General features: G+C 71.5%; 29 protein-coding genes, 1 tRNA gene and 1 riboswitch. Of the genes, 12 read left to right on the top strand and 18 right to left on the bottom strand.

Annotated elements, in window-relative coordinates:
- The first annotated feature begins 39 nt into the window (after positions 1–39).
- Positions 40–115, top strand: a tRNA-His gene (locus tag ABD716_RS16270).
- 32 nt (positions 116–147) lie between these two features.
- The gene (locus tag ABD716_RS16265; RefSeq protein WP_344778820.1) at positions 148–798 is read left to right on the top strand and encodes a phosphoribosyltransferase; all 651 of its coding nucleotides are present in this window, start codon (positions 148–150) and stop codon (positions 796–798) included.
- On the opposite strand, the gene ABD716_RS16260 is transcribed toward ABD716_RS16265, so the two are convergent.
- On the bottom strand, positions 795–1,286 hold the full coding sequence (locus ABD716_RS16260) for a universal stress protein (protein WP_344778818.1): 492 nt from the start codon (positions 1,284–1,286) through the stop codon (positions 795–797). The genes ABD716_RS16265 and ABD716_RS16260 overlap by 4 nt on opposite strands.
- 180 nt (positions 1,287–1,466) lie before the next feature.
- Between ABD716_RS16260 and ABD716_RS16255 the strand changes: the two genes are divergently transcribed.
- Together ABD716_RS16255 and ABD716_RS16250 are read left to right on the top strand one after the other, a co-directional pair.
- The gene (locus ABD716_RS16255) at positions 1,467–1,787 is read left to right on the top strand and encodes a hypothetical protein (protein ID WP_344778816.1); all 321 of its coding nucleotides are present in this window, start codon (positions 1,467–1,469) and stop codon (positions 1,785–1,787) included.
- Positions 1,784–2,410, top strand: coding sequence for a response regulator (locus ABD716_RS16250; protein WP_344778814.1), 627 nt, complete (start codon positions 1,784–1,786; stop codon positions 2,408–2,410). The genes ABD716_RS16255 and ABD716_RS16250 overlap by 4 nt, the downstream gene beginning before the upstream one ends.
- Here ABD716_RS16250 and ABD716_RS16245 read toward each other — a convergent pair.
- Entirely contained in the window at positions 2,407–3,777 is a 1,371-nt protein-coding gene (locus tag ABD716_RS16245; protein ID WP_344778812.1) for an NAD(P)/FAD-dependent oxidoreductase, read from the bottom strand. The two genes, ABD716_RS16250 and ABD716_RS16245, sit on opposite strands and share 4 nt — an antisense overlap.
- Positions 3,778–3,869: 92 nt before the next feature.
- On the opposite strand from ABD716_RS16245, the gene ABD716_RS16240 reads away from it, so the two are divergent.
- Positions 3,870–4,151 (top strand): metallopeptidase family protein, encoded by a 282-nt coding sequence (locus ABD716_RS16240; protein WP_425553498.1) that lies wholly within the window; start codon positions 3,870–3,872, stop codon positions 4,149–4,151.
- Here the strand turns inward: ABD716_RS16240 and ABD716_RS16235 are convergent, their stop codons facing one another.
- Genes ABD716_RS16235 through ABD716_RS16215 form a run of 5 tightly spaced genes read right to left on the bottom strand, consistent with a single transcriptional unit; the run spans position 4,152 to position 7,872 of the window.
- Complete coding sequence (locus tag ABD716_RS16235; RefSeq protein ID WP_344778809.1) at positions 4,152–4,415, bottom strand: hypothetical protein; 264 nt, start codon at positions 4,413–4,415, stop codon at positions 4,152–4,154.
- A 20-nt stretch (positions 4,416–4,435) separates the two neighbouring features.
- A complete protein-coding gene (locus ABD716_RS16230) occupies positions 4,436–4,999 on the bottom strand; it encodes a nucleoside/nucleotide kinase family protein (protein WP_344778807.1) in 564 nt (187 codons plus the stop codon).
- Entirely contained in the window at positions 4,989–5,771 is a 783-nt protein-coding gene (locus ABD716_RS16225) for an energy-coupling factor transporter transmembrane component T family protein (protein ID WP_344778805.1), read from the bottom strand. The genes ABD716_RS16230 and ABD716_RS16225 overlap by 11 nt, the downstream gene beginning before the upstream one ends.
- Positions 5,768–7,213 (bottom strand): ABC transporter ATP-binding protein, encoded by a 1,446-nt coding sequence (locus ABD716_RS16220; RefSeq protein ID WP_344778803.1) that lies wholly within the window; start codon positions 7,211–7,213, stop codon positions 5,768–5,770. Before ABD716_RS16220 ends, ABD716_RS16225 begins: the two co-directional genes overlap by 4 nt.
- Before the next feature lie 29 nt (positions 7,214–7,242).
- Positions 7,243–7,872 carry an ECF transporter S component gene (locus ABD716_RS16215; RefSeq protein ID WP_344778801.1) on the bottom strand — a complete coding sequence of 210 codons (630 nt, stop codon included), beginning with the start codon at positions 7,870–7,872 and terminating at the stop codon, positions 7,243–7,245.
- Positions 7,873–7,908: 36 nt separating this feature from the next.
- Positions 7,909–8,019, bottom strand: a riboswitch (TPP riboswitch).
- 19 nt (positions 8,020–8,038) lie between these two features.
- Here ABD716_RS16215 and ABD716_RS16210 point away from each other — a divergent pair.
- Entirely contained in the window at positions 8,039–8,161 is a 123-nt protein-coding gene (locus tag ABD716_RS16210) for a hypothetical protein (RefSeq protein WP_344778799.1), read from the top strand.
- On the opposite strand, the gene ABD716_RS16205 is transcribed toward ABD716_RS16210, so the two are convergent.
- Positions 8,158–8,526 (bottom strand): hypothetical protein, encoded by a 369-nt coding sequence (locus ABD716_RS16205; protein ID WP_344778797.1) that lies wholly within the window; start codon positions 8,524–8,526, stop codon positions 8,158–8,160. The genes ABD716_RS16210 and ABD716_RS16205 overlap by 4 nt on opposite strands.
- Before the next feature lie 80 nt (positions 8,527–8,606).
- Here ABD716_RS16205 and ABD716_RS16200 point away from each other — a divergent pair, with 80 nt between their 5' ends.
- Complete coding sequence (locus tag ABD716_RS16200; protein WP_344778795.1) at positions 8,607–9,524, top strand: endonuclease/exonuclease/phosphatase family protein; 918 nt, start codon at positions 8,607–8,609, stop codon at positions 9,522–9,524.
- On the opposite strand, the gene ABD716_RS16195 is transcribed toward ABD716_RS16200, so the two are convergent.
- Positions 9,521–10,765 (bottom strand): DNA polymerase IV, encoded by a 1,245-nt coding sequence (locus ABD716_RS16195; RefSeq protein WP_344778793.1) that lies wholly within the window; start codon positions 10,763–10,765, stop codon positions 9,521–9,523. The genes ABD716_RS16200 and ABD716_RS16195 overlap by 4 nt on opposite strands.
- A 75-nt stretch (positions 10,766–10,840) precedes the next feature.
- Here ABD716_RS16195 and ABD716_RS16190 point away from each other — a divergent pair, with 75 nt between their 5' ends.
- The 4 genes from ABD716_RS16190 (at position 10,841) to ABD716_RS16175 (ending at position 16,003) form a co-directional block, all read left to right on the top strand.
- Entirely contained in the window at positions 10,841–11,845 is a 1,005-nt protein-coding gene (locus ABD716_RS16190; protein ID WP_344778791.1) for an aldo/keto reductase family protein, read from the top strand.
- Between the two features lie 158 nt (positions 11,846–12,003).
- Positions 12,004–13,584: a chromosome partitioning protein gene (locus tag ABD716_RS16185; RefSeq protein WP_344778789.1), complete on the top strand. Its 1,581-nt coding sequence runs from the start codon at positions 12,004–12,006 to the stop codon at positions 13,582–13,584.
- Between the two features lie 44 nt (positions 13,585–13,628).
- A complete protein-coding gene (locus ABD716_RS16180) occupies positions 13,629–14,297 on the top strand; it encodes an SDR family oxidoreductase (protein ID WP_344778787.1) in 669 nt (222 codons plus the stop codon).
- A 5-nt stretch (positions 14,298–14,302) separates the two neighbouring features.
- Positions 14,303–16,003 carry a long-chain-fatty-acid--CoA ligase gene (locus ABD716_RS16175; RefSeq protein WP_344778785.1) on the top strand — a complete coding sequence of 567 codons (1,701 nt, stop codon included), beginning with the start codon at positions 14,303–14,305 and terminating at the stop codon, positions 16,001–16,003.
- Here ABD716_RS16175 and ABD716_RS16170 read toward each other — a convergent pair.
- Complete coding sequence (locus ABD716_RS16170; protein ID WP_344778783.1) at positions 15,974–16,480, bottom strand: PaaI family thioesterase; 507 nt, start codon at positions 16,478–16,480, stop codon at positions 15,974–15,976. The genes ABD716_RS16175 and ABD716_RS16170 overlap by 30 nt on opposite strands.
- A 34-nt stretch (positions 16,481–16,514) precedes the next feature.
- Here ABD716_RS16170 and ABD716_RS16165 point away from each other — a divergent pair, with 34 nt between their 5' ends.
- Positions 16,515–17,198, top strand: a complete 684-nt coding sequence (locus ABD716_RS16165) for a DUF1345 domain-containing protein (protein WP_344778781.1) — start codon at positions 16,515–16,517, stop codon at positions 17,196–17,198.
- Here the strand turns inward: ABD716_RS16165 and ABD716_RS16160 are convergent.
- From ABD716_RS16160 to gatA, 8 genes are all read right to left on the bottom strand, one after another.
- The gene (locus tag ABD716_RS16160; protein WP_344778779.1) at positions 17,195–17,617 is read right to left on the bottom strand and encodes a DUF3054 domain-containing protein; all 423 of its coding nucleotides are present in this window, start codon (positions 17,615–17,617) and stop codon (positions 17,195–17,197) included. The genes ABD716_RS16165 and ABD716_RS16160 overlap by 4 nt on opposite strands.
- Before the next feature lie 15 nt (positions 17,618–17,632).
- On the bottom strand, positions 17,633–19,174 hold the full coding sequence (locus ABD716_RS16155; protein ID WP_344778777.1) for a DUF7059 domain-containing protein: 1,542 nt from the start codon (positions 19,172–19,174) through the stop codon (positions 17,633–17,635).
- Positions 19,175–19,187: 13 nt separating this feature from the next.
- Positions 19,188–19,592 (bottom strand): YciI family protein, encoded by a 405-nt coding sequence (locus ABD716_RS16150; protein WP_344778775.1) that lies wholly within the window; start codon positions 19,590–19,592, stop codon positions 19,188–19,190.
- Between the two features lie 5 nt (positions 19,593–19,597).
- Positions 19,598–19,960: a YciI family protein gene (locus ABD716_RS16145; protein WP_344778773.1), complete on the bottom strand. Its 363-nt coding sequence runs from the start codon at positions 19,958–19,960 to the stop codon at positions 19,598–19,600.
- Between the two features lie 30 nt (positions 19,961–19,990).
- Positions 19,991–21,232, bottom strand: coding sequence for an RNA polymerase sigma factor (locus ABD716_RS16140; protein WP_344778771.1), 1,242 nt, complete (start codon positions 21,230–21,232; stop codon positions 19,991–19,993).
- Positions 21,233–21,237: 5 nt separating this feature from the next.
- Positions 21,238–21,606: a YciI family protein gene (locus ABD716_RS16135; RefSeq protein WP_344778769.1), complete on the bottom strand. Its 369-nt coding sequence runs from the start codon at positions 21,604–21,606 to the stop codon at positions 21,238–21,240.
- A 103-nt stretch (positions 21,607–21,709) separates the two neighbouring features.
- Positions 21,710–23,209: an Asp-tRNA(Asn)/Glu-tRNA(Gln) amidotransferase subunit GatB gene (gatB, locus tag ABD716_RS16130; protein ID WP_344778767.1), complete on the bottom strand. Its 1,500-nt coding sequence runs from the start codon at positions 23,207–23,209 to the stop codon at positions 21,710–21,712.
- Positions 23,209–24,735, bottom strand: coding sequence for an Asp-tRNA(Asn)/Glu-tRNA(Gln) amidotransferase subunit GatA (gene gatA, locus ABD716_RS16125; protein WP_344778765.1), 1,527 nt, complete (start codon positions 24,733–24,735; stop codon positions 23,209–23,211). The genes gatB and gatA overlap by 1 nt, the downstream gene beginning before the upstream one ends.
- Positions 24,736–24,739: the final 4 nt, after the last annotated feature.

Below are 24,739 nucleotides of genomic sequence, written 5' to 3'. Positions count from 1 at the left end.
TGACTGGTTGCCCGCTCGCCTTCCGAGACGGGCCTCATGGTGGTCGTAGCTCAGTTGGTAGAGCACCTGGTTGTGGTCCAGGGGGTCGCGGGTTCAAGCCCCGTCGATCACCCCAATTCGCCCTGGCGGGCGCACGTGGTCTGATCCATGAATCGCTATCGTGACCGACGCGAGGCCGGCGAGATCCTCGCCGCGTCCGTGGCCGAGCAGCTCTCTTCCACCGCCGCCCCCGTCGTCCTCGGCCTCCCCCGCGGCGGTGTTCCCGTCGCGGCCGCAGTGGCCCGGGCGCTCGACGCCCCACTCGACGTCCTCGTCGTGCGCAAGCTCGGCCTCCCCCTCAGCCCCGAGGTCGCCATGGGCGCCATCGCCTCCGTCGGCGGCGAGCTCGCGGTTGTCGCGAACGACGAGCTGCGAGCGCAGGTGACCGGGGATGCCTGGGCCGATGCCCTTGCCAGAGAGACCGCCGAGCTCGAGCGCCGCGTGCGCGCCTTCCGCGGCGACCGCTCTGCCCTCGCCCTCGCATCGCGCACCGTGTTGCTCGTCGACGACGGCATCGCGACGGGCGCGACCATGCGGGCCGCCGCGCAGGCCGCACGGCGGCTCGGGCCGGCCCGCCTCATCGCGGCCGCGCCGGTCACGCTGCCCGGAGCCCGAGCGGCGCTGGAATCCGCCGACGACCTCATCTGCCCGTGGTTCCCGCCGACCTTCCTCGGCGTCGGGCAGGCATACCTCGACTTCACCCAGACGACCGACGACGAGGTGCGGCGGCTGCTCGGCGGAACCCCGACCTCGGGTTAGGCGTGTGTGACCGCCGCGGCGGGTTCGGGCGCGACGTGCCCCGGCGGCACGTCGTGCACGACGAGCACCGGGCACTTGCCGTGCTCCGCGACCGCCATGCTCACCGAGCCGAGCATGAGGCCGGCGAAGCCGCCGTGACCGCGGCTTCCGACGACCAGCATGTCGGCATCCCTGCTCTCTTCGATCAGCACGCGCGCCGGCGAGCCGTTGCGCACGAGCGTCGTCAGCGACGCCGGCGGGTTCGCACCCCACACCTTGCTCTTCGCCTCGACGATCGAGTCATGTGCCCAGCTCTCGAAGAGCACGGCGTCCACGGGGTACGCCCCCGCACCAATCGACGGGTACTGCCACACGGCGACCAGATGGATGCGCGCGCCGAGCGCATCGGCCAGCGCCGCCGCGCGGCGCAGTGCCGCAACGGAACGCTCGGAGCCGTCGAGCCCCACCACTATCTTCGTGGGCCTCTCGCCCAACCCCATTGTGTTCATGCCCGCAGTCTTGCCCGCCCGCGGCGCAGCGCACCGGGTCTTTCTGCTCAGCCCTTCACGGCACCTGCCGCGCGGCGTAGCCTGGCGGCGCAGGGACTTTCTGCCCTGGCATCCTGCCCCCGCCCCGGGCAATGCTGGCACGTAGGCGGATCACCCCCTGCCGGATCGAAGGTGCACACCGTGTTGATGCTCGAGCGTCCCGCCCCGCGGCCCGCCGGGGTTCTGGGAACCCACGGAAGCACGCTGGCGACCGTCCGCGTGCCGCGCGCCGACGGCGCGCCGTTCGAGGTGCAGCTCGTCGCGCGCGAGGTCGACCTCGACACCTGCGCGGTCTACGTCGACGGCCGCAAGCGCGGCTGGATCCACCACGAGGGCCACTACTACGTCGCCTACGCCGGCCAGATCCCCGAGTACGCGCACGAGTGCGGCCACTCTCTGCTCTGGGACGAAGCCGCCGCGCTGCTGTTGAGCGCCGCACCCGCACCGGCGGCCCGCGCATGACCCGCGTCTTCCTCGTGGACGACCACGAGGTCGTCCGCCGCGGTGTCGCCGACCTGCTCGACCGCGAGCGCGACATCGAGGTGGTCGGCGAGTGCGATGGCGCGACGCACGCCCTCGGCCGCATCCTCGCGACCCGCCCCGACGTCGTGCTGCTCGACGTGCGCCTGCCCGACGGCAGCGGCGTCGACATCTGCCGCGATGTGCTGGCGGCGGCGCCCGACACCCGCTGCGTGATGCTCACCGCGTACGACGACGACGAGGCGGTCTATTCGGCGATCCTCGCCGGCGCGATCGGCTACGTGCTCAAGGACATCCGCGGCAACGGCCTCGTCGAGAGCGTGCGCCGCGCCGCCCGCGGCGAGTCGCTCATCGACGCCGGGCTGCGCGAGCGCGTCACGCAGCGCATGCGGCACGGCGCCGACGACCCGCGCTTCGACGCCCTCACGGCCCGTGAGAAGCAGGTTCTCTCGCTCATCGCCGACGGCTTGTCGAACAAGCAGATCGGCCACGAGATGGGCCTTGCCGAGAAGACGGTGAAGAACTACGTGTCGTCACTGCTCGCGAAGCTCGGCCTGCAGAGCCGCACTCAGGCGGCGCTGCTGCAGACCGGCGCGCGCAACTAGCGGTGCCCTGAGACGAGGTCCGCGAGCCTCGCCAACGGCGACGTCGTGGCTCGTCCGGCATGCTCGGCGCGGTCCGCGGCGCGATAGAGCGCATACAGCGACTGCACCGCGACCCAGCGCAGCGGTTCGCGCTCCCACCGCCGCACACGGTGGTCGACCCACGGCAGCGTCACGAGCTCGCTGTCCTTCCCGAGGATCAGGTCGCTGAGGGTGCGGCCGGCGAGATTCGTCGAGGCGACGCCCGTGCCGACGTAGCCGCCTGCCCACCCGAGCCCCGTCCCCCGATCGAGCCCGACCGTCGCGGACCAGTCGCGCGGCACTCCGAGCACACCCGACCATGCGTGGTCGAGCTGAACACCGCGCAGCACGGGCCAGAAGCGCTCGATGACGGCGCGCAGCTCGGCGACGGTCGCCGCGGGAGTCCGCCCGTCTGCGTCCACGCCGGAGGCGTAGCGATAGGGGCGCCCGCGGCCGCCGAACGCGATGCGATCGTCGGCCGTGCGCTGCGCGTACATGTACGCGTGCGCCATGTCGCCGAGCGTCTCACGCCCGTCCCACCCGATTTCGGCCCACGCGGATGCCGGCAGCGGTGCCGTCACCACGAGGGAGGAGTTCAGCGGCAGCCACTCGCGGTGGAACTTCGGGAAGCCGGCGGTAAAGCCCTCGGTCGCGCGCACGATGACGGGCGCGCGCACGGTGCCGTGGGCGGTGAGCGCGTGATGGGGCTCGATCGCGGCGACGTGCGTGCCTTCGTAGAGCTCGACGCCGAGCCGAAGCACCGCCTCGCGCAGCCCGCGCGCGAGCTTCGCGGGGTGCAGCCGGGCGGTGTGCGGGTGCCAGACGGCGCCCAGAGCGCCCTCGACATTGATGCGACGGCGCGCTTCGCTCGCTGACAGCAGCTCGACGCCGCTCTCGGCCCAGGTCTGCTCAGCGCGCGCGAACTCCTGCAGGCGCCCCAGTTGGGCGCGGTCGGTGGCGACGGTGAACTCGCCGCCCTTGTGCAGGTCGGCATCGATGCCCTCCGCGCCGGCGACGCGGATCACCTCGTCGACGGTCTCGTTCGCGATCTGCTGGAAGCGCGCCACGACAGACCGGCCGTGCCGAGCGACGTACTGCTCGCGCCCGCCCGTGATCGAATTCGCGAGCCACCCGCCGTTGCGCCCGGACGCGCCGTAGCCCGCGAAGCGCTGCTCGAGCAGCACCACGCGCAGGGCCGGTTGCGCCTTCTTCAGGTAGTAGGCCGTCCAGAGACCCGTGTAGCCGGCGCCGACGATGCAGGCATCCGCCTCGATCGACTCGGCAAGGGGCGGGCGCTGCTCGACCTCGCCGAGCTGCGACCACCAGAAGGACACCTCGCCGTTCTTCACGAGGCCAACGGTATCGTGGGCCCGTGGTCGAGCTGAGCCAGGACGAGTTCGAACGGCTCGTCACCGACGAGCTCGACGCCCTGCCAGACGACATGGTCGACGGGCTCGAGAATCTGGTGTTCCTCGTCGAGGACCGACCGGAAGACGGCTCGCTCGACCTGCTGGCCGTGTACGACGGAACGGATCTGACCGAGCGGGACCGCTATGGCTTCGGCGAGCTGCCCGACCGCATCATCGTCTACCGCGAGCCGCACCTGGCAGCGTGCGACACCGTCGACGAGCTGCGCGACGAGCTCCACGTCACCCTGGTGCACGAGATCGCCCACTACTACGGCATCGACGACGCCGAGCTGCATCGCCTCGGCTGGGCGTGACTAGATGTTGGTGTCCTGATCGTCGAGCTCGATGGAGTCGCTGCCCGGGGCGTCGAAGCGGTAGCTCACGAAGAGCGTGTCGCCGACCTGCCGGGTCGACTGGGCGACGTAGTGCAGTTGCGACGGCAGCCCCTCGACGGCGACGAACGCTTCGATGTCCTTCTCGTACTCGCCCTCGATGAAGCTGCGGTGTTGGGTCTGTCCCTGAAGGGGGCCGTCGAGGAACTCGGTGATGTATTCCTTAGCGGTCTCTGCGGTGCTCATGTCGAGAATCTAGCCCGAGGCTACGACGTGGGGCTAGGGACTTGCGTTGCGTCGAGAACGAGGTCAGCGAGGGCGAGCGGATGCTGCGTGCGCACGAACCGCGTGAACTGCTCGTCCCACATGTCCCAGTGCGCGTCGAATGCGCCGCGGTCGCGCACGAGGGCGCGTCTCTTGCGCACGGCGTCGTCTGCGCTGAGCCACACCCGCAGATCGGCGAGGGGCGCGGAAGCCCTGCTGAGCGCACCGCACCCCTCGATCACGAGCGGCCGGTCGGCGCGCACCTCATGCCACTCGGCCGGGCGGCCGGCCGCCCAGTTCCAGCGCCGCCAGCGACCGGTGCCCGTGTGGCGCAGCGGTGCGAGCAGCTCGGTCGCGACGGCGCGACTCGCCGCGGCCAGGCCCTCCCAGCCTGGGTAGAGATCGTCGAGCCGCACCAGCTCGGGCACGGCGCTCCCTGGCCAGCCGGCGACCAGCGCGTCCGCGAGCGTCGACTTGCCGGCACCGCTCGGCCCGTCGATGAGGACGACCGGATTCCTCGCCGGGAGCGCCCCGACGGCGGCGATCACCTTCTCGTCAAGACGCAATCCAGTGCCAGCTTCCCGTCGAGACGGACACGGCCACCGCGGTCGCGGCGATCGCGAAGCCGATCGCGAACGCGACCGCGTCGGCGCGCCCGAGCGTGGCGGGCCGGGCCCAGCTACGCGGGCCCGCCGCACCGAAGCCGCGCGACTCCATCGCCGTCGTCAGCTTCGTGCCGCGGCGAATGGCGAGCACGAGCAGTGCGAACACCAGACCCGCGTAACGCTGCAGCCTGCCCCGGTCGGCGACGCCGCGCGCCCTGCGGGCGAGCGACAGCGCCCGCCAGTCGTCGAAGAACAGCCCGACCAGGCGCAGCGCCGCCAGCGCGCCGATCACGAAGCGCGCCGGAAGGCGCACGATCTGCGCGAGCCCGTCGGCGAGCTCGGTGGGGTCGATCGTGAGGAACAGCACGACCGACGGCACCCCGATCGCCAGAATGCGCAGCGCCGTCGCGATCGCGAAGCCGATCGACCCGTCCGTGACCTCCACGACCCCCCACTGCCACCACACGCGCCCGGACGGCACGCCGTAGAGCGTCGTGGTGACGCCGGCGAGGAGCGCGGCGACGATGAGCGGCATGAGCCGCGGAAGCACGCGCCGCCACGGCAGGCCCGTGAAGGCGAGCACGGCGCTCTCGAGCACGACGGCGACGACGGCGCTCACCCAGTCCACCGTCGCGAGCAGGGTGAACGCCACGAGCAGGGCGCAGCCGAGCTTGGTCGCCGGGTTGATGCGCGCGAGCAGGCCAGAGCGAATCGCGGGAAGCAGCGCGCTCATCGCAGCGCCTCCTGCTGTCTGCGAGGCTCGAGCCGCCACTCGCGGGCCCCGAGGGCCCCGGCCAGCTCTTCGTCGTGGCTCACCGCGACGATCGCGTTGCCCGCGTCGGCCAGCTCGCCCAGCAGCAGGACGAGCTCGGCCCAGGTGAGCGCGTCCTGCCCGAAGGTCGGCTCGTCGAGCAGCAGGACGCGCGGTCGCGTGGCGAGTGCCGTCGCGACCGACAGCCGGCGCTTCTGCCCGCCAGAGAGGGTGAACGGATTCGCGTCGGCGAGGCCGTCGAGCCGCAGCCGCGCCAGCAGCTCGTCGACCCGCGCGTCGACTTCGGCGGCCGAGAGCCGCAGCGCCCGCGGACCGACCGCGAGCTCGGCGCGCACGGTGGACGCGAGCAGTTGATGCTCGGGGTTCTGGAAGACGCTGCCGATGCGCGTGAGCAGTTCGCGCGACGACCAGCGGATCGGCGCGGATGCCGCACCGGCCGCGAGCTGCGGTGCGGCCGTCACGGCGCCCTTCCGCGGCGCCAGCAGTCCGCCGAGGGTGAGTGCTGTCGTCGACTTGCCCACACCGTTCGGCCCCGAGACCACCACGGCCTCCCCCGCCCCCAGCGCGAACTCGATGCCCTCCGCAACGGGCTGCGCCCCCGGCCTGCCGACGCCGAGGCCGGTCGCGGAGAGCAGTCGCTCGCGAGCAGGTCGCACCGCCAGCGAAGGCAGGACGGGGCGGCCGGGCAGCCAGACCCCGGCCGCCGCCAGCTCATCGCCGCGGGCGGCGAGCACGCGGTCAGGGTTCCCGTCGGCGAGCAGGCGGCCGTCGGCGCCGATCACGACGACGCGGGTCACGAGATCGCGCCAGACCGCGACCCGGTGCTCGACGACGACGAGCGTCGCCCCGCTCGCCCGGACGGCGCTGCCGACCGATGCGCGGACCTCGGCCACCCCGGCAGGGTCGAGGTTCGCGGTGGGCTCGTCGAGCAGCAGCAGGCCGGGGCGCATGGCGAGGACGCCGGCGAGCGCGAGGCGCTGCTTCTGCCCGCCGGACAGCTCGGCGGTCTGCCGAGTGAGCGGCACATCGAGCCCGACCGCGTCGAGCGACGCGCGCACGCGGGGCCAGATCTCGTGGAGCGGAACCCCGAGGTTCTCGAGCCCGAAGGCGACGTCGTCGCCGACGCGCGCGAGGATCTGCTGCGAATCGGGGTCCTGCAGCACGAGTCCGACCCGGCCGCGCTGCTGCGTCGGGTCGACGCCGTCGACGAGAAGCGTGCCCCGCTCCTCGCCCTCGTCCTCGCCGCCGAGCACCCCCGCCAGCGCGGCAAGGAGCGTCGACTTGCCCGCCCCCGATGCCCCGAGCAGCAGCACGCGCTCGCCGGGCTCGATCACGAGGTCGAGGTCGGAGACGGCCCACTCTCGCCGCCCCGCGTGCCGCCAGCCCCAGCCGCGGGCGCTCACGCGTGCCGGGCCGGCCGGTCCCTGGCCGCTCAGGAGCGCGCCACCGCCTCGCGCCCCGCGGCGAAGCGGCTCAGCGCACCCGTCTTGGCGAGCGCCTTGACCAGCAGCCACGAGCCGAGGCCGGCGATGACGATGCCCGAGACGATCGTCGTCGACGCATAGAGCAGGGCGAACAGCGGCTTCGCGCCCGGGTACCACACCGTGAGGTCGAGGACCGACTCGCCGACACCGGCTCCGAGGCCGCCGAGCAGGGCCGCCCCGAGCCCCCAGCGGCGGTACAGCAGGATCGCGAACACGACCTCGACCCCGAGCCCCTGCGCAAGACCGGACAGCAGGGTCAGCGGGCCCCACACCGTGCCGAGCAGGGCCGACACGCTGGCGGCGACCAGCTCGCCGAACAGCGCGGCGCCCGGCTTCCGCACGATCAGGCCCACCAGCACGCCGGCGAACAGCCATGGGCCGTTGATGAGGCCCTGCAGCCCGGGAAGAGCGGCCTCGAGCGGCGCCCCGACGGGGTTGGACACGAGGTCCCATACCCAGAACACCACTCCGGCGGCGACGGCCAGAACCGCGGCGATGACGATGTCGACGGGGCGCCACTTCAGCGACCTGGCGCGCTTCGGCGCGGCATCCGTCAGCGAATCGATTGTTGCGTGCACTCGTTGATCCCTTTCCCTGAAGAAACGAGGGCACGGGAAATGAGAATGTCTGCCTTCCTGCGCCGGCATGACCCGGATCAGGTTCGACGGTCGAAGGTTGAGAACCTTCCTCTCAGCCCGGCTCACCGGACTCCCGTGTACAGGCCCCAATCATAGACTGAGCCGCATGACCCCGTTCGCACCCGTGATCGCGCTCGCGATCGCGTTCATCGTGCTGCTGCGGGTTCTGATCTGGCGGCGTCGCCGGGACGAGAAGCGGCGCGCCGAGCGCCGGGCCGCTCGACGCTAACGGCGCTTCGTGCGTGCGCGCGCCAGGCCTTTGAGCACGCCGCCGGCGACCCAGACCAGAGGAGTCGCAACGGCGATCAGCGTGACGATGTTGGGCTCGAAGCGCAGCCCGCGGATGTCGCGGACGTAGGCGCCGAACGGAACGCTCAGAGCGACTCCGCCGCCCCCGCTGCCTTCCCCCTCGCCGTTCAGCGCGGACTCCCCCGGGCGCTCGCCGCTGCCGTGGCCCTCGCCCGCACCGAACGCGTGATACGACAGCGCGACGGGCATGATGTGGACCCCGTTCAGCTCCGTCGCCTCGCCGTACACGGTCGACAGACCGAAGCCCTTGATCAGTTCACCGATTCTCTCCGCAACGCTGCTCATGCGTGCCACGCTACGCGGCGCCCCGCCGCGGTGCCAGGGTCTTCTCAGACGCCGCCTCACTCGCATGGGAAGATCGACCGATGCCCGCCCGACGCCTGAGCCGCATGGTCGCCGACGCCGTTCTCGGCGTCGTCGCGCTCGCCGTCGCGGCGCTCCTGCTCTGGCACGGGGCGATCCCCGACCGCGGCGGGGTCATGGGCCTCATCGAGTCGGTGCTGCCGTGGTTCGGCATCCTCATCGTCCTGCTCGCGATCATCGCGGCGGCCCGGCGATCGGCGTTCGCGGGAATCGGAGCGCTCGTCGCGGCGGTCGTGTGGGCGGCGCTCTTCGTCCCCCAACTGACGCCGCATCATGGCGAGGGCGACGGGAACCTCAGCATCATCAGCGAGAACGTGGATGCCGACAACGCCGACCCCGGCACGACCGTGGCCTCCATCGCCGCACGGCACCCGCAGGTCATCGCGCTTCAGGAGCTCACCGACACGTCGACGCAGGCGGCGCTGACCACGCTGGCCGGCGCCTACCCGCACCACTACATCGTGGGCACCGTCGGAGTGTGGAGCGAGCTGCCGCTCTCGAACGGCCACTCGCTCACGCTGGGCCTCGGCTGGAAGCGGGCGCTCAGCGTCGACGTGCAGACCGATGAGGGCTCGGTGCGGGTCTACGCCCTGCACGCGGCGTCGCTGAGGCCGGGGCAGTTCACTCAGCGCGACGAGATGCTGCGCACCCTCGCGGCCACCCTGCGTGCCGACGACTCGACGCGGCTCATCGCCGTCGGGGACTTCAACGCGGCGTCCACCGACCGCGCCTTCCGCCAGCTGCTCGACACCGTGAGCGAGCCGCGCACGAGCCAGTGGGGCCTCGGCTTCACGTGGCCCGCACGGCTGCCCGTCGCCCGCGTCGACCACCTGCTCGAACGCGGCCTCGGCGTCGTCTCGAGCGTCGTGCTGCCCGCGAACGGCAGCGATCACCGCCCGATCGAGGTCGGCCTGAACTAGCCGCGGTAGTGATCGCTCTCGCCGACGCGCCGCGGCTTCGTGCCGAGCAGCGCCGCGGGCCCGAGCACCCCCGCGCCGAACTTCGCCGCGATGCCGTCGACGGCCCGCTCGGTCTCGCGCCAGTCCTCGTCGGGGTCCCACAGGGCCGGCTGGCCGGCATCCGGCTCGAGCTGCTCGACCCGCACGCCGATCAGCCGCACCGGCACGCGCTCCCGCCAGGCCTCGTCGAGCAGCGCCACCGCCTCCTCATAGATGCGGCGGCCGACCGAGGTGGGCTCGGGCAGCGTGCGCGAGCGCGAGATGGTGCGGAAGTCGGCGAAGCGCAGCTTGAGGTTCACCGTGCGCCCGGCGACGGATGCCTGGCGCAGCCGCTCGGCAGCACGCGAGGCGAGCCGCAGCAGCTCGCGCCGCAGCACCGCAGGGTCGGTGACGTCGAACTCGAAGGTCTCCTCATGGCCGATCGACTTCTCGAGGCGGGTCGTCTCGACCTCGCGCACGTCGATGCCGTTCGACAGCTGCCACAGGCGCCTGCCGCCGACCCCGAGCCGCTTCTCGAGCAGCTCGACCGGCGCGGCCGCAATGTCGGCGACGGTACGCAGCCCGAGGCCCGCGAGCGCGGTCTGTGTCGAGGGGCCCACGCCCCACAGCGCACCGACGGGCAGCGGGTGCAGGAAGTCGAGGGTCTGCGCGACCGGCACGACGAGCAGGCCGTCGGGCTTGGCCCGGCCCGAGGCGAGCTTGGCGACGAACTTGGTTCCGGCGACTCCGACCGACGCCGGCAGCCCCGTCTCGCGGCGCACCCATTCGCGCAGCTGAGCCGCGATGTGCGCGGGGCTCCCGAGGAGCTTGCGCGCGCCGGCGACGTCGAGGAAGGCCTCGTCGATCGAGACCGGCTCGACGAGCGGGGTCGCCCGCCGGAAGATCTGCATGACCTGGCGGGACAGCTCGGCGTACCGCTCCATGCGAGGATCGACGGTGATGGCATCCGGGCACAGCCTCAGGGCCTGCGCGACGGGCATCGCCGAGCGCACGCCGAACCGGCGCGCCTCATACGAGGCGCTCGAGACGACCGACCGCCCGCTCGCATGACCGACGATGAGTGGCTTGCCCGCGAGCTCGGGCCGGTCGAGCACCTCCACCGATGCATAGAAGGCATCCATGTCGACGTGCAGGATGTGGGCGCCGGTGTCGTCCACCGGGCCGACCGTCACCTGGCGGTCGCTTCCGTCCGTCTTGCCCACGTCGTCCATCTTCTCTCGGGCAACTGATAACCGGGCGGGTCGAAACGATTCGATGAATCTGCCTAGGCTGGGGCCATGGAATTCAGATACCTCGGCAACTCGGGTCTCAAGATCTCCGAGATCATCTACGGCAACTGGCTCACCCACGCTTCGCAGGTCGAGAACGACGCGGCCAACGCGACCATCCACGCCGCGCTCGACGCCGGCATCTCGAGCTTCGACACGGCCGACGCCTATGCGAACACGGCGGCCGAGGTCGTGCTCGGCGACGCGCTCAAGGGCGAGCGTCGTGAGAGCCTCGAGATCTTCACGAAGGTGTACTGGCCGACCGGCCCCGGCGGCAAGAACGACACCGGTCTCTCGCGCAAGCACATCATGGAGTCGATCAACGGCTCGCTCACGCGCCTCGGCACCGACTACGTCGACCTCTACCAGGCGCATCGCTTCGACTACGAGACGCCCATCGAAGAGACGATGCAGGCCTTCGCCGACATCGTGCGACAGGGCAAGGCGCTCTACATCGGCGTGAGCGAGTGGAATGCCGACCAGATCCGCGCGGGCCACAAGCTCGCGAAGGAGCTGGGGTTCCAGCTCATCTCGAACCAGCCGCAGTACAACATGCTGTGGCGCGTCATCGAGCAGGAGGTCGTGCCCACCTCCGAAGAGCTCGGGCTCTCGCAGATCGTGTTCTCGCCCATCGCGCAGGGCGTGCTCACGGGCAAGTACCTGCCCGGGCAGCCGGCGCCCGAGGGCAGCCGCGCGACCGATGAGAAGGGCGGCAAGAACATGATCGCCCGGTGGATGCGCGACGACCTGCTGACCGCCGTGCAGAGCCTCAAGCCGATCGCAGACGAGCTCGGCCTCACGCAGGCTCAGCTCGCCGTGGCCTGGGTGCTGCAGAACCCGAACGTCGCCGGAGCGATCGTGGGCGCGAGCCGCCCCGAGCAGATCGCCTCGAACGCCGCCGCAGCCGGCGTGAAGCTCGAGGCGTCCGTTCTGGCCAAGATCGACGAGGCGCTCGGGGGCTTCACCGAGACGGACCCGACGCTCACGCAGTCGCCCGAGACGCGCGTCGCCTGAGCCGTTCGACAGGGAGGCCGCCCTTCGGGGCGGCCTCTTCCGTTTGACGGTTCCCCAAAGGTGTTCGGTAGTATCTACCCCCATTAGGGGCACAGAGCAGCTACCCGACGCTCTGCAGCCATGATCAGCGGAGGGAACCCGTGACGGACACCACCCCCATGACCAACACTCCTCACATCGAAGCCACCGTGGTGCGCAGCGCCGAAGGGCCGTACATCGGCCAGATCTCGGTCGACGGCTCGATCACCACGATCGAGGGCCGCACCGAGGACGGCGTGCGTCGTGACATCATCCGGGCCGTCGCGGGGGTCGCCCAGCGGCTCGACCGGCCCGTTCGCCTGATCGCGCGCGACAGCCTCGGCACGCAGGAGGTGCGGGTCTCTGCCGACGGGTACACCGAGGCGCTGAGCCCGGTCTCGCCCGCCCCCTCCGCGCCGCCCGCCCCGGCGGCCGGGCTCGACTTCGACGCCATCATCGGCGCGGGCGACCAGCACAACCCGGGCCAGAGCCCCGTCAGCGACGACGACACCCTGACGCAGCCCGCCGGCCGCTCGGCAGCCGTTCCCGATCTCGAGTACCTCTTCCAGGCGCCCGGCGACAACGCCGCGGCGGATGCCCCGCCCGCGGTTCCCGTGAGCGTGCGTCCCGCCCCTGCGCCGGCCCCAGACCCTGCGCCGGCCGAGCCGGCGGCATCCGCCGCACCGACGGCGAACACCATCGCGCCGCCGCCCGCCGCGCCCGCACAGCCCGCGCCCTCGGCCGCGACCGCCGTGCCGCTGCCGCCCGAGCCGGTGTCGCCCGAGCACGCCCCCACGCTCGACGACTTCATGGCTCAGCGCCCCGACGCGCCGACCGCCCCCGCCGAGCTCGGCTGGCAGGGCCTCGTCCGGAAGGCCTCCTTCGGGCTGATCAACCCGGCACCCGGCGCCGCCGAGCTCGCCCGCCGCGAGGCGATCGCGAAAGTGCAGCGCACCTTCGCAGGCCCCCGCACGATCGTCGTCATCAACCCCAAGGGCGGCGCCCACAAGACCACCGCGACGATGATGCTCGCGGCGACCTTCGGCGAGCACCGGGGTGGCTACACACTCGCCTGGGACAACAACGAGACGCGGGGAACGCTCGGCTGGCGGGCGCGCCCGGCGGCGCACCACAACAGCGCCGTCAGCCTGCTGCACGACCTCGACCGCTTCGGCGACACCGGCTCGTCGCGCATCGGCGACCTCGACGACTACGTGCGCGCGCAGGGCTCGGCCCAGTTCGACGTGCTCGCGAGCGACGAGGACCCCAACGCCACGCAGCTGGTCGACGGCCATGCGTTCGACAGCCTGCACGGCACCCTGCAGCGCTTCTACCGCCTCATCGTCATCGACACCGGCAACAACATGCGCGCCCCGAACTGGCTCGCCGCCGTCGAAGCGGCCGACCAGCTCGTCATCGTGACGACCGTGCGCGAGGACACCGCGGCCAGCGCGGCGTGGCTCGTCGACGGGCTGCGCGAGAAGGGCCTCGACGACAAGATCGACAACGCCGTGACGGTGCTGTCGGCGACGACCGACTCGCCCGACCCGCAGCTCGCACGCCGGCTGCGCGGCCACTTCGGCTCGCTCACCCGCGCCGTGCTCGAGGTGCCGCACGACCCGGCCCTCGTCGACGGCGGCGCGATCAGCTACGAGCTGCTCTCGCGCGCCACGCGCGAGGCGTGGCTCACGGTCGCCGCCACGGTCTCCGACGGACTGTAGGCCCGGGCGGTCTCCGCACCCGCCCGCGGTGCCAGGATGGAGTCATGGCTCGAGTCGCGATCATCGGCGCACATGGCAAGATCGGTCAGGAGCTCATGCGCGAGCTCTATGACGCAGGTCACGACTTCGTCGGCATAGCGCGCGGTGAGGAGCACGCCGAGGACATCTTCCGCCTGGGCGGCGAGGGCGTCACGCTCGACCTCGAGGCGACCGACGCGGCGACGCTCGCCGCGGCCCTCGAGGGCTGCGATGCCGTGGTCTTCACGGCGGGCGCCGGCCCGAACAGCGGAGTCGAGCGCAAGCGCACCGTCGACTACGGGGCGTCGGTGCTCTCTGCAGAGGCGGCGCAGGCCGCGGGCATCCGCCGTTTCATCCAGATCTCGGCGGCTGGCGTCGACGACCCGAGCACCAAGACCGTCGTGCCCGACCCGCAATGGGCCGCGTATGTCGATGCGAAGCGCGACGCCGACGCCCGGCTGCGCGAGTCGGGCCTCGACTGGACGATCCTGCGCCCCACCGCGCTCACGACCGCCGACGGGACGGGTCGCATCGAGCTCGCAGAGCACGTCGACCGTGCGAACGGGTCGATCCCCCGGGCCGACGTCGCCGCGACCGTCCTCGCCGTGCTGGAGAACCCGGGAACCATCGGTGAACAGTGGGAGCTCACCGGCGGCTCCACGCCCATAGACGAAGCGGTCTCGCGGCTAGTCTGAGTGCCATGACGTCGGCCGACAAGCCGTGGCTCGCGCACTACGCCCCCCGCGTGGCGCCTGAGATCCCGGCCGTGACAGAGTCCCTGCCCCGCCTGATCGAACGCACCGTCACGGACTTCCCCAACGCGGTCGCCCTCGACTTCCTCGGCGCCGAGACGCGCTATCGCGACCTCGGCGAACAGATCGACCGCGCCGCAGAAGGTCTGCGGAAACTCGGAGTGAAGCGCGGTGATCGTGTCGCGCTGGTGCTGCCGAACTGCCCTGAGCACATCGTCGCGTTCTATGCGGTGCAGCGGCTCGGCGGCGTCGTCGTCGAGCACAACCCGCTCTACACCGACCGCGAACTGCGGCACCAGTTCGAAGACCACGGCGCGCGCTTCGCGATCGTGTGGCAGAAGATCGCTCAGAAGGTGCTCGATCTGCCCGACGACCTCGCGGTGGGCGTCGTCGTCTCGGTCGACATCACGCAGGGGCTCCCCGCGTCGAAGCGGTTCGCGATGAACCTTCCCGTGAAGGCCGCGCGCGAGGCGAAGGCGAAGATCTGGGGTCCGCTGCCCCGAGGCGCGATGCCCTGGGAGAAGCTGCTGAAGAACCGGCGCATCTCGCAGAAGGTGCCGCGGCCCGAGGCATCCGACCTCGCCGTCATCCAGTACACCAGCGGCACCACCGGCACACCCAAGGGCGCCATGCTCACGCATGCGAACCTGATCGCCAACGCGACCCAGTGCCAGGCCTGGATTCCCGACGTGAAGCGCGGCACCGGCATCGTCGTCTACGCGATGCTGCCCGTCTTCCACGCCTACGGGCTCACCCTCGGCCTGACCTTCGCGATGTCGATGGGCGCGCGGCTCGTGCTGTTCCCGGCCTTCGACCCCGACCTCGTTCTCGCGGCGCACAAGAGGCACCCGGCGACCTACCTGCCGGCGGTTCCGCCGATCATCGACCGGCTGCTCACGCGCGCGCAGGAGAAGAAGGTCTCGCTCGCAGGCATCACGCTCGGCGTCTCGGGCGGCATGGCGCTCGACGTCTCCCTGATCGAGAAGTGGGAGAGCGCGACGGGCGGATTCCTCGTCGAGGGCTATGGCCTGAGCGAGACGAGCCCGATCCTCATGATCAACCCGCTCACCGACGAGCGGCACGCCGGCAGCATCGGCCTTCCGGTCTCGAGCACCGACGCGAAGATCGTCTCGCGCGACGATCACGAGACCGAGCAGCCGCCGGGCGAGCCCGGCGAGCTGATGGTGCGCGGCCCGCAGGTGTTCTCGGGGTACTGGAAGCGCCCTGAAGAGACCGCGGCCGTGCTGCGCGACGGCTGGTTCCGCACGGGCGACATCGCGGTGATGGACGAGCGCGGGTTCTTCGAGATCGTCGACCGCATCAAAGAGCTGATCATCACCGGCGGTTTCAACGTCGCGCCGAGCGAGGTCGAAGAGGCCGTCGTCGCGCTCGAGGGCGTGCAGGACGCGGCCGCCGTCGGCCTGCCCGACCCGCACTCGGGCGAGAAGGTCGTCGCCGCCGTCGTGATGGCGCCGGGTGCGCCGTTCGACCCCGTGGCGATGCGCGCGGCCCTGCGCGAGAACCTCACGCCCTACAAGGTGCCGCGCGAGATCGTGCAGCTCGACGAGCTGCCCCGGAACATGATCGGCAAGGTGCTGCGCAAGAAGGTGCGCGAGCAGTTACTGCAGGGCGAAGACCAGCAGGCTTGACGTCGCCGTCGCAACAAGGCGGCCCGCGCCGTCGGTCAGGCGCCCTTCGGCGAAGGCGACCCGCGAGCCGGGCTTCGTGACGACGCCCTCGCACCGCAGCGGCCCGCTGCCGGCGACGATCGGCCGCAGGTAGCTGACCGAGATGTCGATCGAGGTGTAGCCCTGCCCCGGCTGCAGAGTGGTCTGGGCCGCGCAGCCGATCGCCGAGTCGAGCAGGGTGCACGCGAGGCCGCCGTGCACGGTGCCGATCGGGTTGTAGTGCTGCTCGCCCGGGCGGCACTCGAAGACCACCCGGCCCTCCTCAACCTCGGCCAGAGTGAACCCCATGAGCTTGGCGATCGGGGCCGGCGGGTAGGTGCCGTCGGCGAGGCCCTTCACGTAGTCGAGGCCGCTGACGGCGGGGATCTGAGCGGCGCCCGGGGCGGGGTCGTCCCACTCGATGGTGAGAGAGCGGCTCGGGACATCCGTGTCAGTCATGGGTCGAGCGTATGCCGCGTGCCAGCCTTAGCGCGTGAGTTCTTCCTCATCCTCCAACGACGACCGCCCGAGCAGCCTCGCCGCTCGTCGGATCGTCATCATGCTGCTCGGCGGCGCCGCTGCGGCGACCATCACCGGGCTCGTGAGCTCGTGGTGGTACGCCGGGGTCGTCGGCTGGATCGTCGCCTGCCTGATCTATGTCGCCTGGGTGTGGTTCCATCTCTGGCCGCTCGATGCCGCGGCGATGCGCTCGCACGCGACGCGCGAGGACCCGGGCATCTTCCTGAGCGACGTGCTGGTGATCGGCGCCAGCATCGCGTCACTGGCCGCGGTCGCGCTCATCCTCGTCCGCGCAGCCCACGACCCGGCCGCCCAGCGCGCGGCGATCGGCGGTGTCTCGGTGCTGAGCGTCGCACTGTCGTGGTTCCTCGTGCACACGCTGTACGCGCAGCGCTACGCGCGCGAGTACTACATGGTGCCGGCCGGCGGCATCGACTTCCCGACGCAGGACGGCGGCACCGACGACGAGCCCGTGTTCAGCGACTTCGCTTACACGGCGTTCGATCTCGGCATGACCTATCAGATCTCGGACACCGCGGTGCGCACCACGCGGCTGCGGCGCATCGTGCTGCGCCACACCCTGCTGTCCTACCTCTTCGGCACCGTGATCCTGGCCTCGACGATCAATCTCGTCGTGAGCCTCGGCACCTCGAACTAGGCCCGCGCGGACCGGCGGGCGCCACGCCGCGCGATCGGCGTCACGATCGCGCGCCAGCCCAGCAGGAAGACGCCGAGCACGACGGCCGCCACGATCACGAAGCTGAGCTCGACGCCCTGGCTCGAGACGACGCGCAGCAGCATGCCCACGATCACGGTCAGCAGCCACACGGGCACGCCGGTGCGCACGAGCGCGAGCGGGCGCCGCCACGCGGCGGTCACGAGCCACGCGAGCAGCGTTCCCACGAGGAACGGCCAGGCCACCTTCACGACACCGCCGAAGCTGAGGTCTTCGCCGTGGCTGACGCGGCCGATGACCGTGAACAGCACGACCAGCGCGACGTCGAGCACGACGGAAAGGAACACCCAGCGGCTGGGATCGATGGCGGGTGCGGATGCCGGGCGCTCAGGTGCTGTCATAGGAAGGATTCTTCCCTACGCGAGTTCGAGGAACCCCGTGAAGACCAGCTCGCGCACCCGGGGAAGCAGCTCGGCGCGCAGCTCGACCTCGTCGACCTCGAAGAGGGCCGCGACGGCGTCCACGATCTGGCCCACCGTGAGCTCGCCGTCGCACGCGCCGACGAGCCCCGACAGCGCCGGGTCGACCTGCACCGCCCGCCCGAAGCCCGCGCCCTGGCGCAGCGAGATGACGATCGGCGCCTCGTCGCCGGGCCACGAGTGCCGTTCCTCGGTGACGTCGGGCGCGACCTTCAGGCGCAGCCCCGCCAGCTCGGCGTCCGTCAGCCCGCCGACCGCGTCATGCACCGCGAGCGCCTGCGCGACGTGCTCGCCGATCCCGGCAGGGTTCGTGCCGCTCGACTCGACCTGCTCGAAGCGCGCGAGCGTGGGAGCGGTGCCTTCCGTGGGCGCGCGCAGGGTCAGGTAGCCGAAGCCGACGTACTCGACCCCGCGGGCCGTGAAGTCCTCGAGCCAGCGGTCGTACCAGAGGTCGTACTCGGGGTCGCCGGCGCGCGTGCCGCCGTCGCGGATCCAGGTTTCGGCGTAGCGCGGCGCGTCCTGCAGCTCGCGCTCGACGACCCACGCGTCGAGCCCGTCCGCCCACGCGCGCACGCGGTCGAGCCCGTCGACGCCGCCGACGTACTCCCAGTTGCCGAGCAGCTGGGCGACGCCGCCTGGGGCGAGATGCGCGCGGATGCCGGCGAGCACCCGCTGCACGAGCTCATCGCCGGTGAATCCCCCGTCTCGATACTCGTACTCGGGCACGTCGGCGACGCGCGGCGTGATCACGAACGGCGGGTTGCTTACGATGTGGCCGAATCGCTCGCCCGCCACCGGCTCGAACAGGCTGCCGAGTCGGAACTCGATGCCGCCGATGCCGTTGAGCCGGGCATTGAACTCGGCGTACTCGAGCGCGCGGGCCGAGATGTCGGTCGCGATCACGCGGCGCGCGTAACGGGCGACGTGCATCGCCTGGATGCCGCAGCCGGTGCCCAGGTCGAGCGCGAGCTCGACCTCGCGGCCGATGATCAGGCTCGACAGCGTCGTCGAGGCGCCACCGACCCCGAGCACATGGTCGGGCCCGAGCGCGTGCCCGAGAGCGAGCTCTCCGAGGTCGCTGGCGATCCACCACTCGGCCTCACCGAGTCGATCGGCGAACGCGTAGGGGCGCAGATCGACAAGCGGTGTGATGAGGTCGGATGCCGGATCGGTCTCGTCGAGCTCGACGAGACCCAGGGCCGCGGCGCCGTCGGCCGCGAGCTCGGGCAGAGCCGCGTCAAGCTCGGGCCCCGCGACGGGCAGCCCGAGCACGAACAGCCAGGCCAGCGTGCCGGCCGGCGTGATCTCGCCGGCGGCGCGGGCCGCGGCCAGCTCACGCTGAGCCGGCACGCGGTGGGAGCGGGTCAGCGCTCCCCCGGCGGACTCCGACCAGAGGCCGCGAACGGTGTCGACCGTGAAGTCGGCCGCTGCGAGGTCGGCGCGAAGAAGGGCGATCAGGTCCGTGTCGATGCGGGGCACGCCCTCGATCCTGTCATGGCGTCGCGGCCGCCGCCTTCGCTCGAGCCTGCACGGTCTGCTCGAGCAGCGCGCTCGACTCGATGGCACCCATGAGCGGCAGCACGAGCACGCGGCCGAAGCGCGCACAGGGGTGCCGCGCGCCGATCTCGACCGCCTCGTCTCGGCTCGACGCCGTGATCAGGTCGAAGCCCGAGAACCACTCCTTGAACTCGGCCACCGGCGCGTCGGTGACGAAGACCTCCCCCTGGCGCTTCGTGACGAGCCGCGCGTCCTCGCGGCCGGTGAGCCGCTCGCCGAAGATACGGTGGTCGGCGACCGCCTCGAGCCAGTCGAAGATGTCGTCGGCCTCCTGGCTGTAGGGCTCGGCGTCGGGGGCATCGGTGAACAGCAGCAGGTACTGCTGGGTGTTATCGGTCATCGTTCCTACTTCCCTTCCTGGTCTTCCAGAGCCGGGATCACGAGGACCCGGCCAATGCGCGCTGTCGGATGCGCGGAGAGCATCGCGACGGCCTCGTCCATGTCGCTCGCCTCGATCCACTCGGCACCCATGAACCACTCCTTGAACTCGGGGAATGGGCCGTCCGTCACCGTGACGACGCCGTCTCTCACCGCTATCTCGCGCGCCGTGCTCGCGTCGCTCACGCGCTCGCCGTTCGGCTCCCAGCCCTCTGGGCCCGCGCGCCGGGCGAGCCAGGCGTCCATGCGAGGCCCGTCGATCTCGTCCGACCAGGCAGGCGCCTCTGCGTCCGTCAGATGCAGCACCAGGAACCGCTTGCGCTCCCACACCTCAGTCCACCCCTTCCACAAGTGCTTCGGTCATTTCCTCGTCCTCTCGCTGGCTTCGAGCCGACGCGCCTGGGCTTCCAGCCAGCGGCGCTCGGCACTGTTGGGCGCTCTCTTCTCTGCTTCGTCGTAGGTCTCGATCGCCTCGTCGAGGGCGCCGGCACGTTCGAGCAGACCGGCCCGCACCGACAGCAGGCGGTGCCCACGGGCGAGACGCTCATCGTTCTCGAGCAGCGCCAGCTCGGCGAGCCCGGCGAGCGGGCCGTGCGCCATGCCGACCGCGACCGCGCGCCCCAGCTGCGCGGCGGGCCCCGGCTGCAGCCGCACGAGCACGTCGTAGAGCCCGAGGATCTGCGCCCAGTCGGTCGCGTCGGCGTCGGGGGCGGCCGCGTGCACAGCGCCGATGGCGGCTTGGATCGCGAGCGATGTCGGCGGCCCATCCGTCAGCGCCTGCGCCGCAAGGGCGCGCCCTTCGGCGAGCTTCGCCCTGTCCCAAAGGCTCCGGTCCTGGTCGGGCAGCGCCACCGGCAGCCCGTCCTGGTCTGTGCGCGCGGCGGTGCGGGCATCCGTCAGCAGCATGAGCGCGAGCAGCGCGGTGGTCTCGGTGTCGTCGGGCAGCGCCGCGTGCAGCAGACGCGTCAGACGGATCGACTCGGCGATCAGCTCGCCGTGCACCGGCCGCTCGCCGCCAGAGGGCGCATAGCCCTCGTTGAACATCAGATACAGGGCGGTGCGCACGGGCTCGGCGCGCTCCGCCAGCATCCCCCGGCTCAGCTCGCCGAAGCTGCGCCCCGCGTTATCGATCGTGCGCTTGGCGCGCGTGATGCGCTGCGCCATCGTCGCCTCGCTCGCATAGAACGCGGCCGCGATCTGCGCGGTCGTGAGTCCGCAGACCGCGCGCAGGGTCAGCGCGACCCGAGAGGCGGGTTGCAACGCGCGGTGGCAGCACAGCACGAGCATCGCCAGCGAGTCGTCCTGCGCGCTGGGTGCGCCGCCGATCAGGTCAAGGGCCGCGTCGCGCTCCTCGCGAGCCTGGCGCGCGACATCCGCCCGCACCGCGTCGATGTAGCGCCTGCGCGCGACCGTGAGCAGCCACGCGCGCGGGTCGCGCGGCGTGCCCGTTCTCGGCCAGCTCACGGATGCCTCGAGCAGCGCTTCCTGGACGGCGTCTTCGCAATCGGCGAGACCCCCGTACCGTCGCACGAGCGCGGCGGTCACGAGTGGGATCACGGCGCGCACGTTCGCGTCGAAGATCGTCTCGAGCCGCCCGGTCATCGCGCTCACCCGATGGGGTCGTGCGCCGGGCGCAGCTCGATCTTGCGGCCGCAGGCGCGCGAGGCCTCGGCTGCGAGCTCGAGGGCTTCCTCGCGGGTGGCGATGTCGAGCACCCAGAGCCCGGCGATGTACTCCTTGAACTCGGCGTAGGGGCCGTCGGTCACGACCGCGTCGCCCTCGCGAGCGTCGACGACCGCCGCGGTCGTCTCGGCCGCACCGAGGCCGTTCAGGTAGATGATCTTCCCTTCCCGCTGCAGCCGCTCGTTGAACGCGCCGATGCGGGCCATCGCGGCGTCCTGCGCCTCGGCCGAGCCATACGTGCCGTAGCCGTCGTCGCGCCCCGGCCCGATGACGTTGAACAGGTAGTGCGTCATTCCCGATCCCTTCTGTGACGGCTTCACCGTGTCACAGAAGGGTCGGAGCCGTCACCCGGTTCTCGACATGCGTTCCGAGGCCCGGGTGACGGCTTTCGCGAAGTTACTGCGCGGCGCGCTCCAGCACGAGCTCGCGAACGCGTGCGGCATCCGCCTGACCCTTCATCGCCTTCATGACCGCGCCGATCACGGCACCCGCGGCCTGCACCTTGCCGTCCTTGATCTTGGCGAGCACGTCGGGCTGAGCGGCGAGCGCCTCGTCGATCGCGGCGATGAGCGCGCCGTCGTCGGAGACGACCTTGAGGCCGCGCTTCTCGACGACCTCGGCCGGCGAGCCCTCGCCCGCGACGACACCCTCGAGCACCTGGCGTGCGAGGCGGTCGGTCAGCTCGCCGCTCGCGACGAGCGACGACAGCTGGGCCACGTCCGCAGGGGTCACGAGCGTCTCGGCCGCGACGCCCTGGGCGTTGGCGATGCGAGCGAGCTCACCCGTCCACCACTTGCGCGCGTCGGCGGGCGTCGCCCCTGCTGCCACGGTCTCTTCGACGACGTCGAGCAGGCCGCCGTTCACGACGTCCTGGAACTCGAGCTTCGTGAAGCCCCATGCCTCGCGCAGCCGGGTGCGGCGGGCCGCGGGCGGCTCGGGCAGCGTGGCTCGCAGCTCCTCGACCCACTCGCGACTCGGCGCGACGGGAACGAGGTCGGGCTCGGGGAAGTAGCGGTAGTCGTCGGCGTCCGACTTGGGGCGCCCGGCGCTCGTCGTGCCCGAGTCCTCGTGCCAGTGCCGGGTCTCCTGCGTGATGGTGCCGCCGGCCTCGAGGATCGCCGCTTGGCGCTGGATCTCGTAGCGCACCGCGCGCTCGACCGAGCGCAGCGAGTTGACGTTCTTCGTCTCGGTGCGCGTGCCGAGCTTGGTGTCGCCGCGGCGGCGCAGCGACACGTTCGCGTCGCAGCGGATGTTGCCCTCTTCCATGCGCGCGTTCGAGACGCCGAGCGAGCGCACGATGTCGCGGATCGCACCCACATAGGCGCGACCGACCTCTGGGGCATCCGCTTCGGCGCCCTCGATGATCTTCGTCACGATCTCGACGAGCGGCACGCCGCCGCGGTTGAAGTCGACCAGCGAGTAGTCGGCGCCCTGGATGCGGCCGGTCGCGCCGCCCACGTGCGTGAGCTTGCCCGCGTCCTCTTCCATGTGGGCGCGCTCGATCAGCACGGTCAGCTCACGGCCGGACTCGAGCTCGACCGTCACCGAGCCGTCGAAGGCGATCGGCTCGTCGTACTGCGAGGTCTGGAAGTCCTTCGCGAGGTCGGGGTAGAAGTACTGCTTGCGCGCGAAGCGGCACTTCTCGGCGATCTCGCACCCGAGGGCGAGCCCGAGCCGGATGCTCGACTCGATCGCCTTCTTGTTCACCTGCGGCAGGCCGCCGGGCAGACCGAGGCAGGTGGGGCAGGTGTTCGTGTTCGCCCCCTGGCCGAAGGCGTTCGCGCAGCCGCAGAACATCTTCGTCTTGGTGTTCAGCTCGACGTGCACTTCGAAGCCGAGGACCGGCTCGTAGAGCTCGATCGCCTTGTCGAAGTCGAGAAGCTTGTCCTTTGCCATCAGCGGGCGACCTCCGTAAGTAGCGGTGCCTGGCTCAGCAGGCTGTGCCCCCAGGAATCCGTGAGCAGTGTTTCGATGGCGGCGCCCACCTCGTAGAGGCGCGCGTCCTCGCGGGCAGGTGCGAGAAGCTGCAGGCCGACGGGCAGCCCGTCCTCGGGCGCGAGCCCCATGGGGATCGCCATGCCGGGGATGCCGGCCAGGTTCGCCGGGATGGTCGTGACGTCGTTCAGGTACATCGCCAGCGGGTCGTTCACGAGCGAGCCGAGCTCGAAGGCGGTCGTCGGCGCAGCGGGGCTGATCAGCACGTCGGCCTGTGCGAACGCGGCGGCGAAGTCCTGCTGAATCAGCGTGCGCACCTTCTGCGCGCTGCCGTAGTAGGCGTCGTAGTAGCCGGCGCTCAGTGCGTAGGTGCCGAGGATGATGCGGCGCTTCACCTCTGCGCCGAAGCCAGCGTCGCGGGTCGCGCTCATCACGCGCTCGACCGTGACGGGCCCCTCTTCCGGGTTCACACGCAGGCCGAAGCGCACCGAGTCCATGCGGGCGAGGTTGCTGGATGCCTCAGCGGGCAGGATCAGGTAGTAGGCGGCGACCGCGTACTCGAAGCTCGGAGCGGCGACCTCGACGACCTCGGCGCCGGCCGCGGTGAGCGCGGCGACCGTCTCGTCGAAGCGCTGCTTGACGCCGGCCTGGAAACCGCCGTTCTCGCCGGAGAGCTCCTTCACGACGCCGACCTTGAGGCCCTTGAGGCGGTCGCCCGTTGCGCCCAGGCGCGCTGCGGCGGCCATCGACGGCCAGTGGTCGGTGAGCGAGGTCGAGTCGAAGGGGTCGTGGCCGGCGATGACGTCGTGCAGCAGGCCCGCGTCGAGCACGGTGCGGCTCACGGGCCCCACCTGGTCGAGGGAGCTCGCGAGCGCGATCGCACCGTAGCGGCTCACGCCGCCATAGGTCGGCTTGACGCCGACCGACCCCGTGACGGCCGCGGGCTGGCGGATGCTTCCGCCGGTGTCGCTGCCGAGGGCGAGCGGCGCCTCGAACGCGGCCACCGCGGCAGACGAGCCACCACCCGAGCCGCCCGGGGTGCGGGTCAGGTCCCACGGGTTGTGCGTCGGGCCGTAGGCGGAATGCTCCGTCGACGAGCCCATCGCGAACTCGTCCATGTTCGTCTTGCCGAGCGGCACGAGGTCGGCCTCGCGCAGCTTCGCCACGACGGTCGCGTCGTACGGCGGGCGCCACCCCTCGAGGATCTTCGAGCCCGAGGTCGACGGCATGTCCTTGGTCGAGAGAACGTCCTTGATGGCCACAGGAACGCCGGCGAGCTCGCCGAAGGCTTCGCCTGCGGCGCGGCGCTCGTCGATGCGGTTCGCGGTGGCGATCGCGTCTGCGGAGACGTGGAGGAAGGCGTGCACGTCGCCGTCGACCGCGGCGATGCGGTCGAGGTGCGCCTGGGTGGCGTCGACGCTCGAAACCTCGCGCGAGGCCAGCTTCGCGGCGAGCTCGGCGGCGGTGAGGGTGATCAGCTCAGACATCCGC

Origin of the sequence: Gryllotalpicola kribbensis, from assembly GCF_039538245.1 — a bacterium.
In the GTDB taxonomy this organism is placed as follows: Bacteria; Actinomycetota; Actinomycetes; order Actinomycetales; family Microbacteriaceae; genus Gryllotalpicola; species Gryllotalpicola kribbensis.
This window is presented reverse-complemented; position numbering and strand designations above follow the sequence as displayed.

Bases quoted from the DNA above. Each gene is read 5' to 3' on its own strand.
- ABD716_RS16265 (WP_344778820.1), top strand. From the start codon at position 148: ATGAATCGCTATCGTGACCGACGCGAGGCCGGCGAGATCCTCGCCGCG.
- ABD716_RS16260 (WP_344778818.1), bottom strand. From the start codon at position 1,286: ATGAACACAATGGGGTTGGGCGAGAGGCCCACGAAGATAGTGGTGGGG.
- ABD716_RS16250 (WP_344778814.1), top strand. From the start codon at position 1,784: ATGACCCGCGTCTTCCTCGTGGACGACCACGAGGTCGTCCGCCGCGGT.
- ABD716_RS16240 (WP_425553498.1), top strand. From the start codon at position 3,870: ATGGTCGACGGGCTCGAGAATCTGGTGTTCCTCGTCGAGGACCGACCG.
- ABD716_RS16235 (WP_344778809.1), bottom strand. From the start codon at position 4,415: ATGAGCACCGCAGAGACCGCTAAGGAATACATCACCGAGTTCCTCGAC.
- ABD716_RS16225 (WP_344778805.1), bottom strand. From the start codon at position 5,771: ATGAGCGCGCTGCTTCCCGCGATTCGCTCTGGCCTGCTCGCGCGCATC.
- ABD716_RS16210 (WP_344778799.1), top strand. From the start codon at position 8,039: ATGACCCCGTTCGCACCCGTGATCGCGCTCGCGATCGCGTTCATCGTG.
- ABD716_RS16205 (WP_344778797.1), bottom strand. From the start codon at position 8,526: ATGAGCAGCGTTGCGGAGAGAATCGGTGAACTGATCAAGGGCTTCGGT.
- ABD716_RS16200 (WP_344778795.1), top strand. From the start codon at position 8,607: ATGCCCGCCCGACGCCTGAGCCGCATGGTCGCCGACGCCGTTCTCGGC.
- ABD716_RS16190 (WP_344778791.1), top strand. From the start codon at position 10,841: ATGGAATTCAGATACCTCGGCAACTCGGGTCTCAAGATCTCCGAGATC.
- ABD716_RS16185 (WP_344778789.1), top strand. From the start codon at position 12,004: ATGACCAACACTCCTCACATCGAAGCCACCGTGGTGCGCAGCGCCGAA.
- ABD716_RS16180 (WP_344778787.1), top strand. From the start codon at position 13,629: ATGGCTCGAGTCGCGATCATCGGCGCACATGGCAAGATCGGTCAGGAG.
- ABD716_RS16175 (WP_344778785.1), top strand. From the start codon at position 14,303: ATGACGTCGGCCGACAAGCCGTGGCTCGCGCACTACGCCCCCCGCGTG.
- ABD716_RS16170 (WP_344778783.1), bottom strand. From the start codon at position 16,480: ATGACTGACACGGATGTCCCGAGCCGCTCTCTCACCATCGAGTGGGAC.
- ABD716_RS16160 (WP_344778779.1), bottom strand. From the start codon at position 17,617: ATGACAGCACCTGAGCGCCCGGCATCCGCACCCGCCATCGATCCCAGC.
- ABD716_RS16150 (WP_344778775.1), bottom strand. From the start codon at position 19,592: ATGACCGATAACACCCAGCAGTACCTGCTGCTGTTCACCGATGCCCCC.
- ABD716_RS16140 (WP_344778771.1), bottom strand. From the start codon at position 21,232: ATGACCGGGCGGCTCGAGACGATCTTCGACGCGAACGTGCGCGCCGTG.
- ABD716_RS16135 (WP_344778769.1), bottom strand. From the start codon at position 21,606: ATGACGCACTACCTGTTCAACGTCATCGGGCCGGGGCGCGACGACGGC.
- gatB (WP_344778767.1), bottom strand. From the start codon at position 23,209: ATGGCAAAGGACAAGCTTCTCGACTTCGACAAGGCGATCGAGCTCTAC.
- gatA (WP_344778765.1), bottom strand. From the start codon at position 24,735: ATGTCTGAGCTGATCACCCTCACCGCCGCCGAGCTCGCCGCGAAGCTG.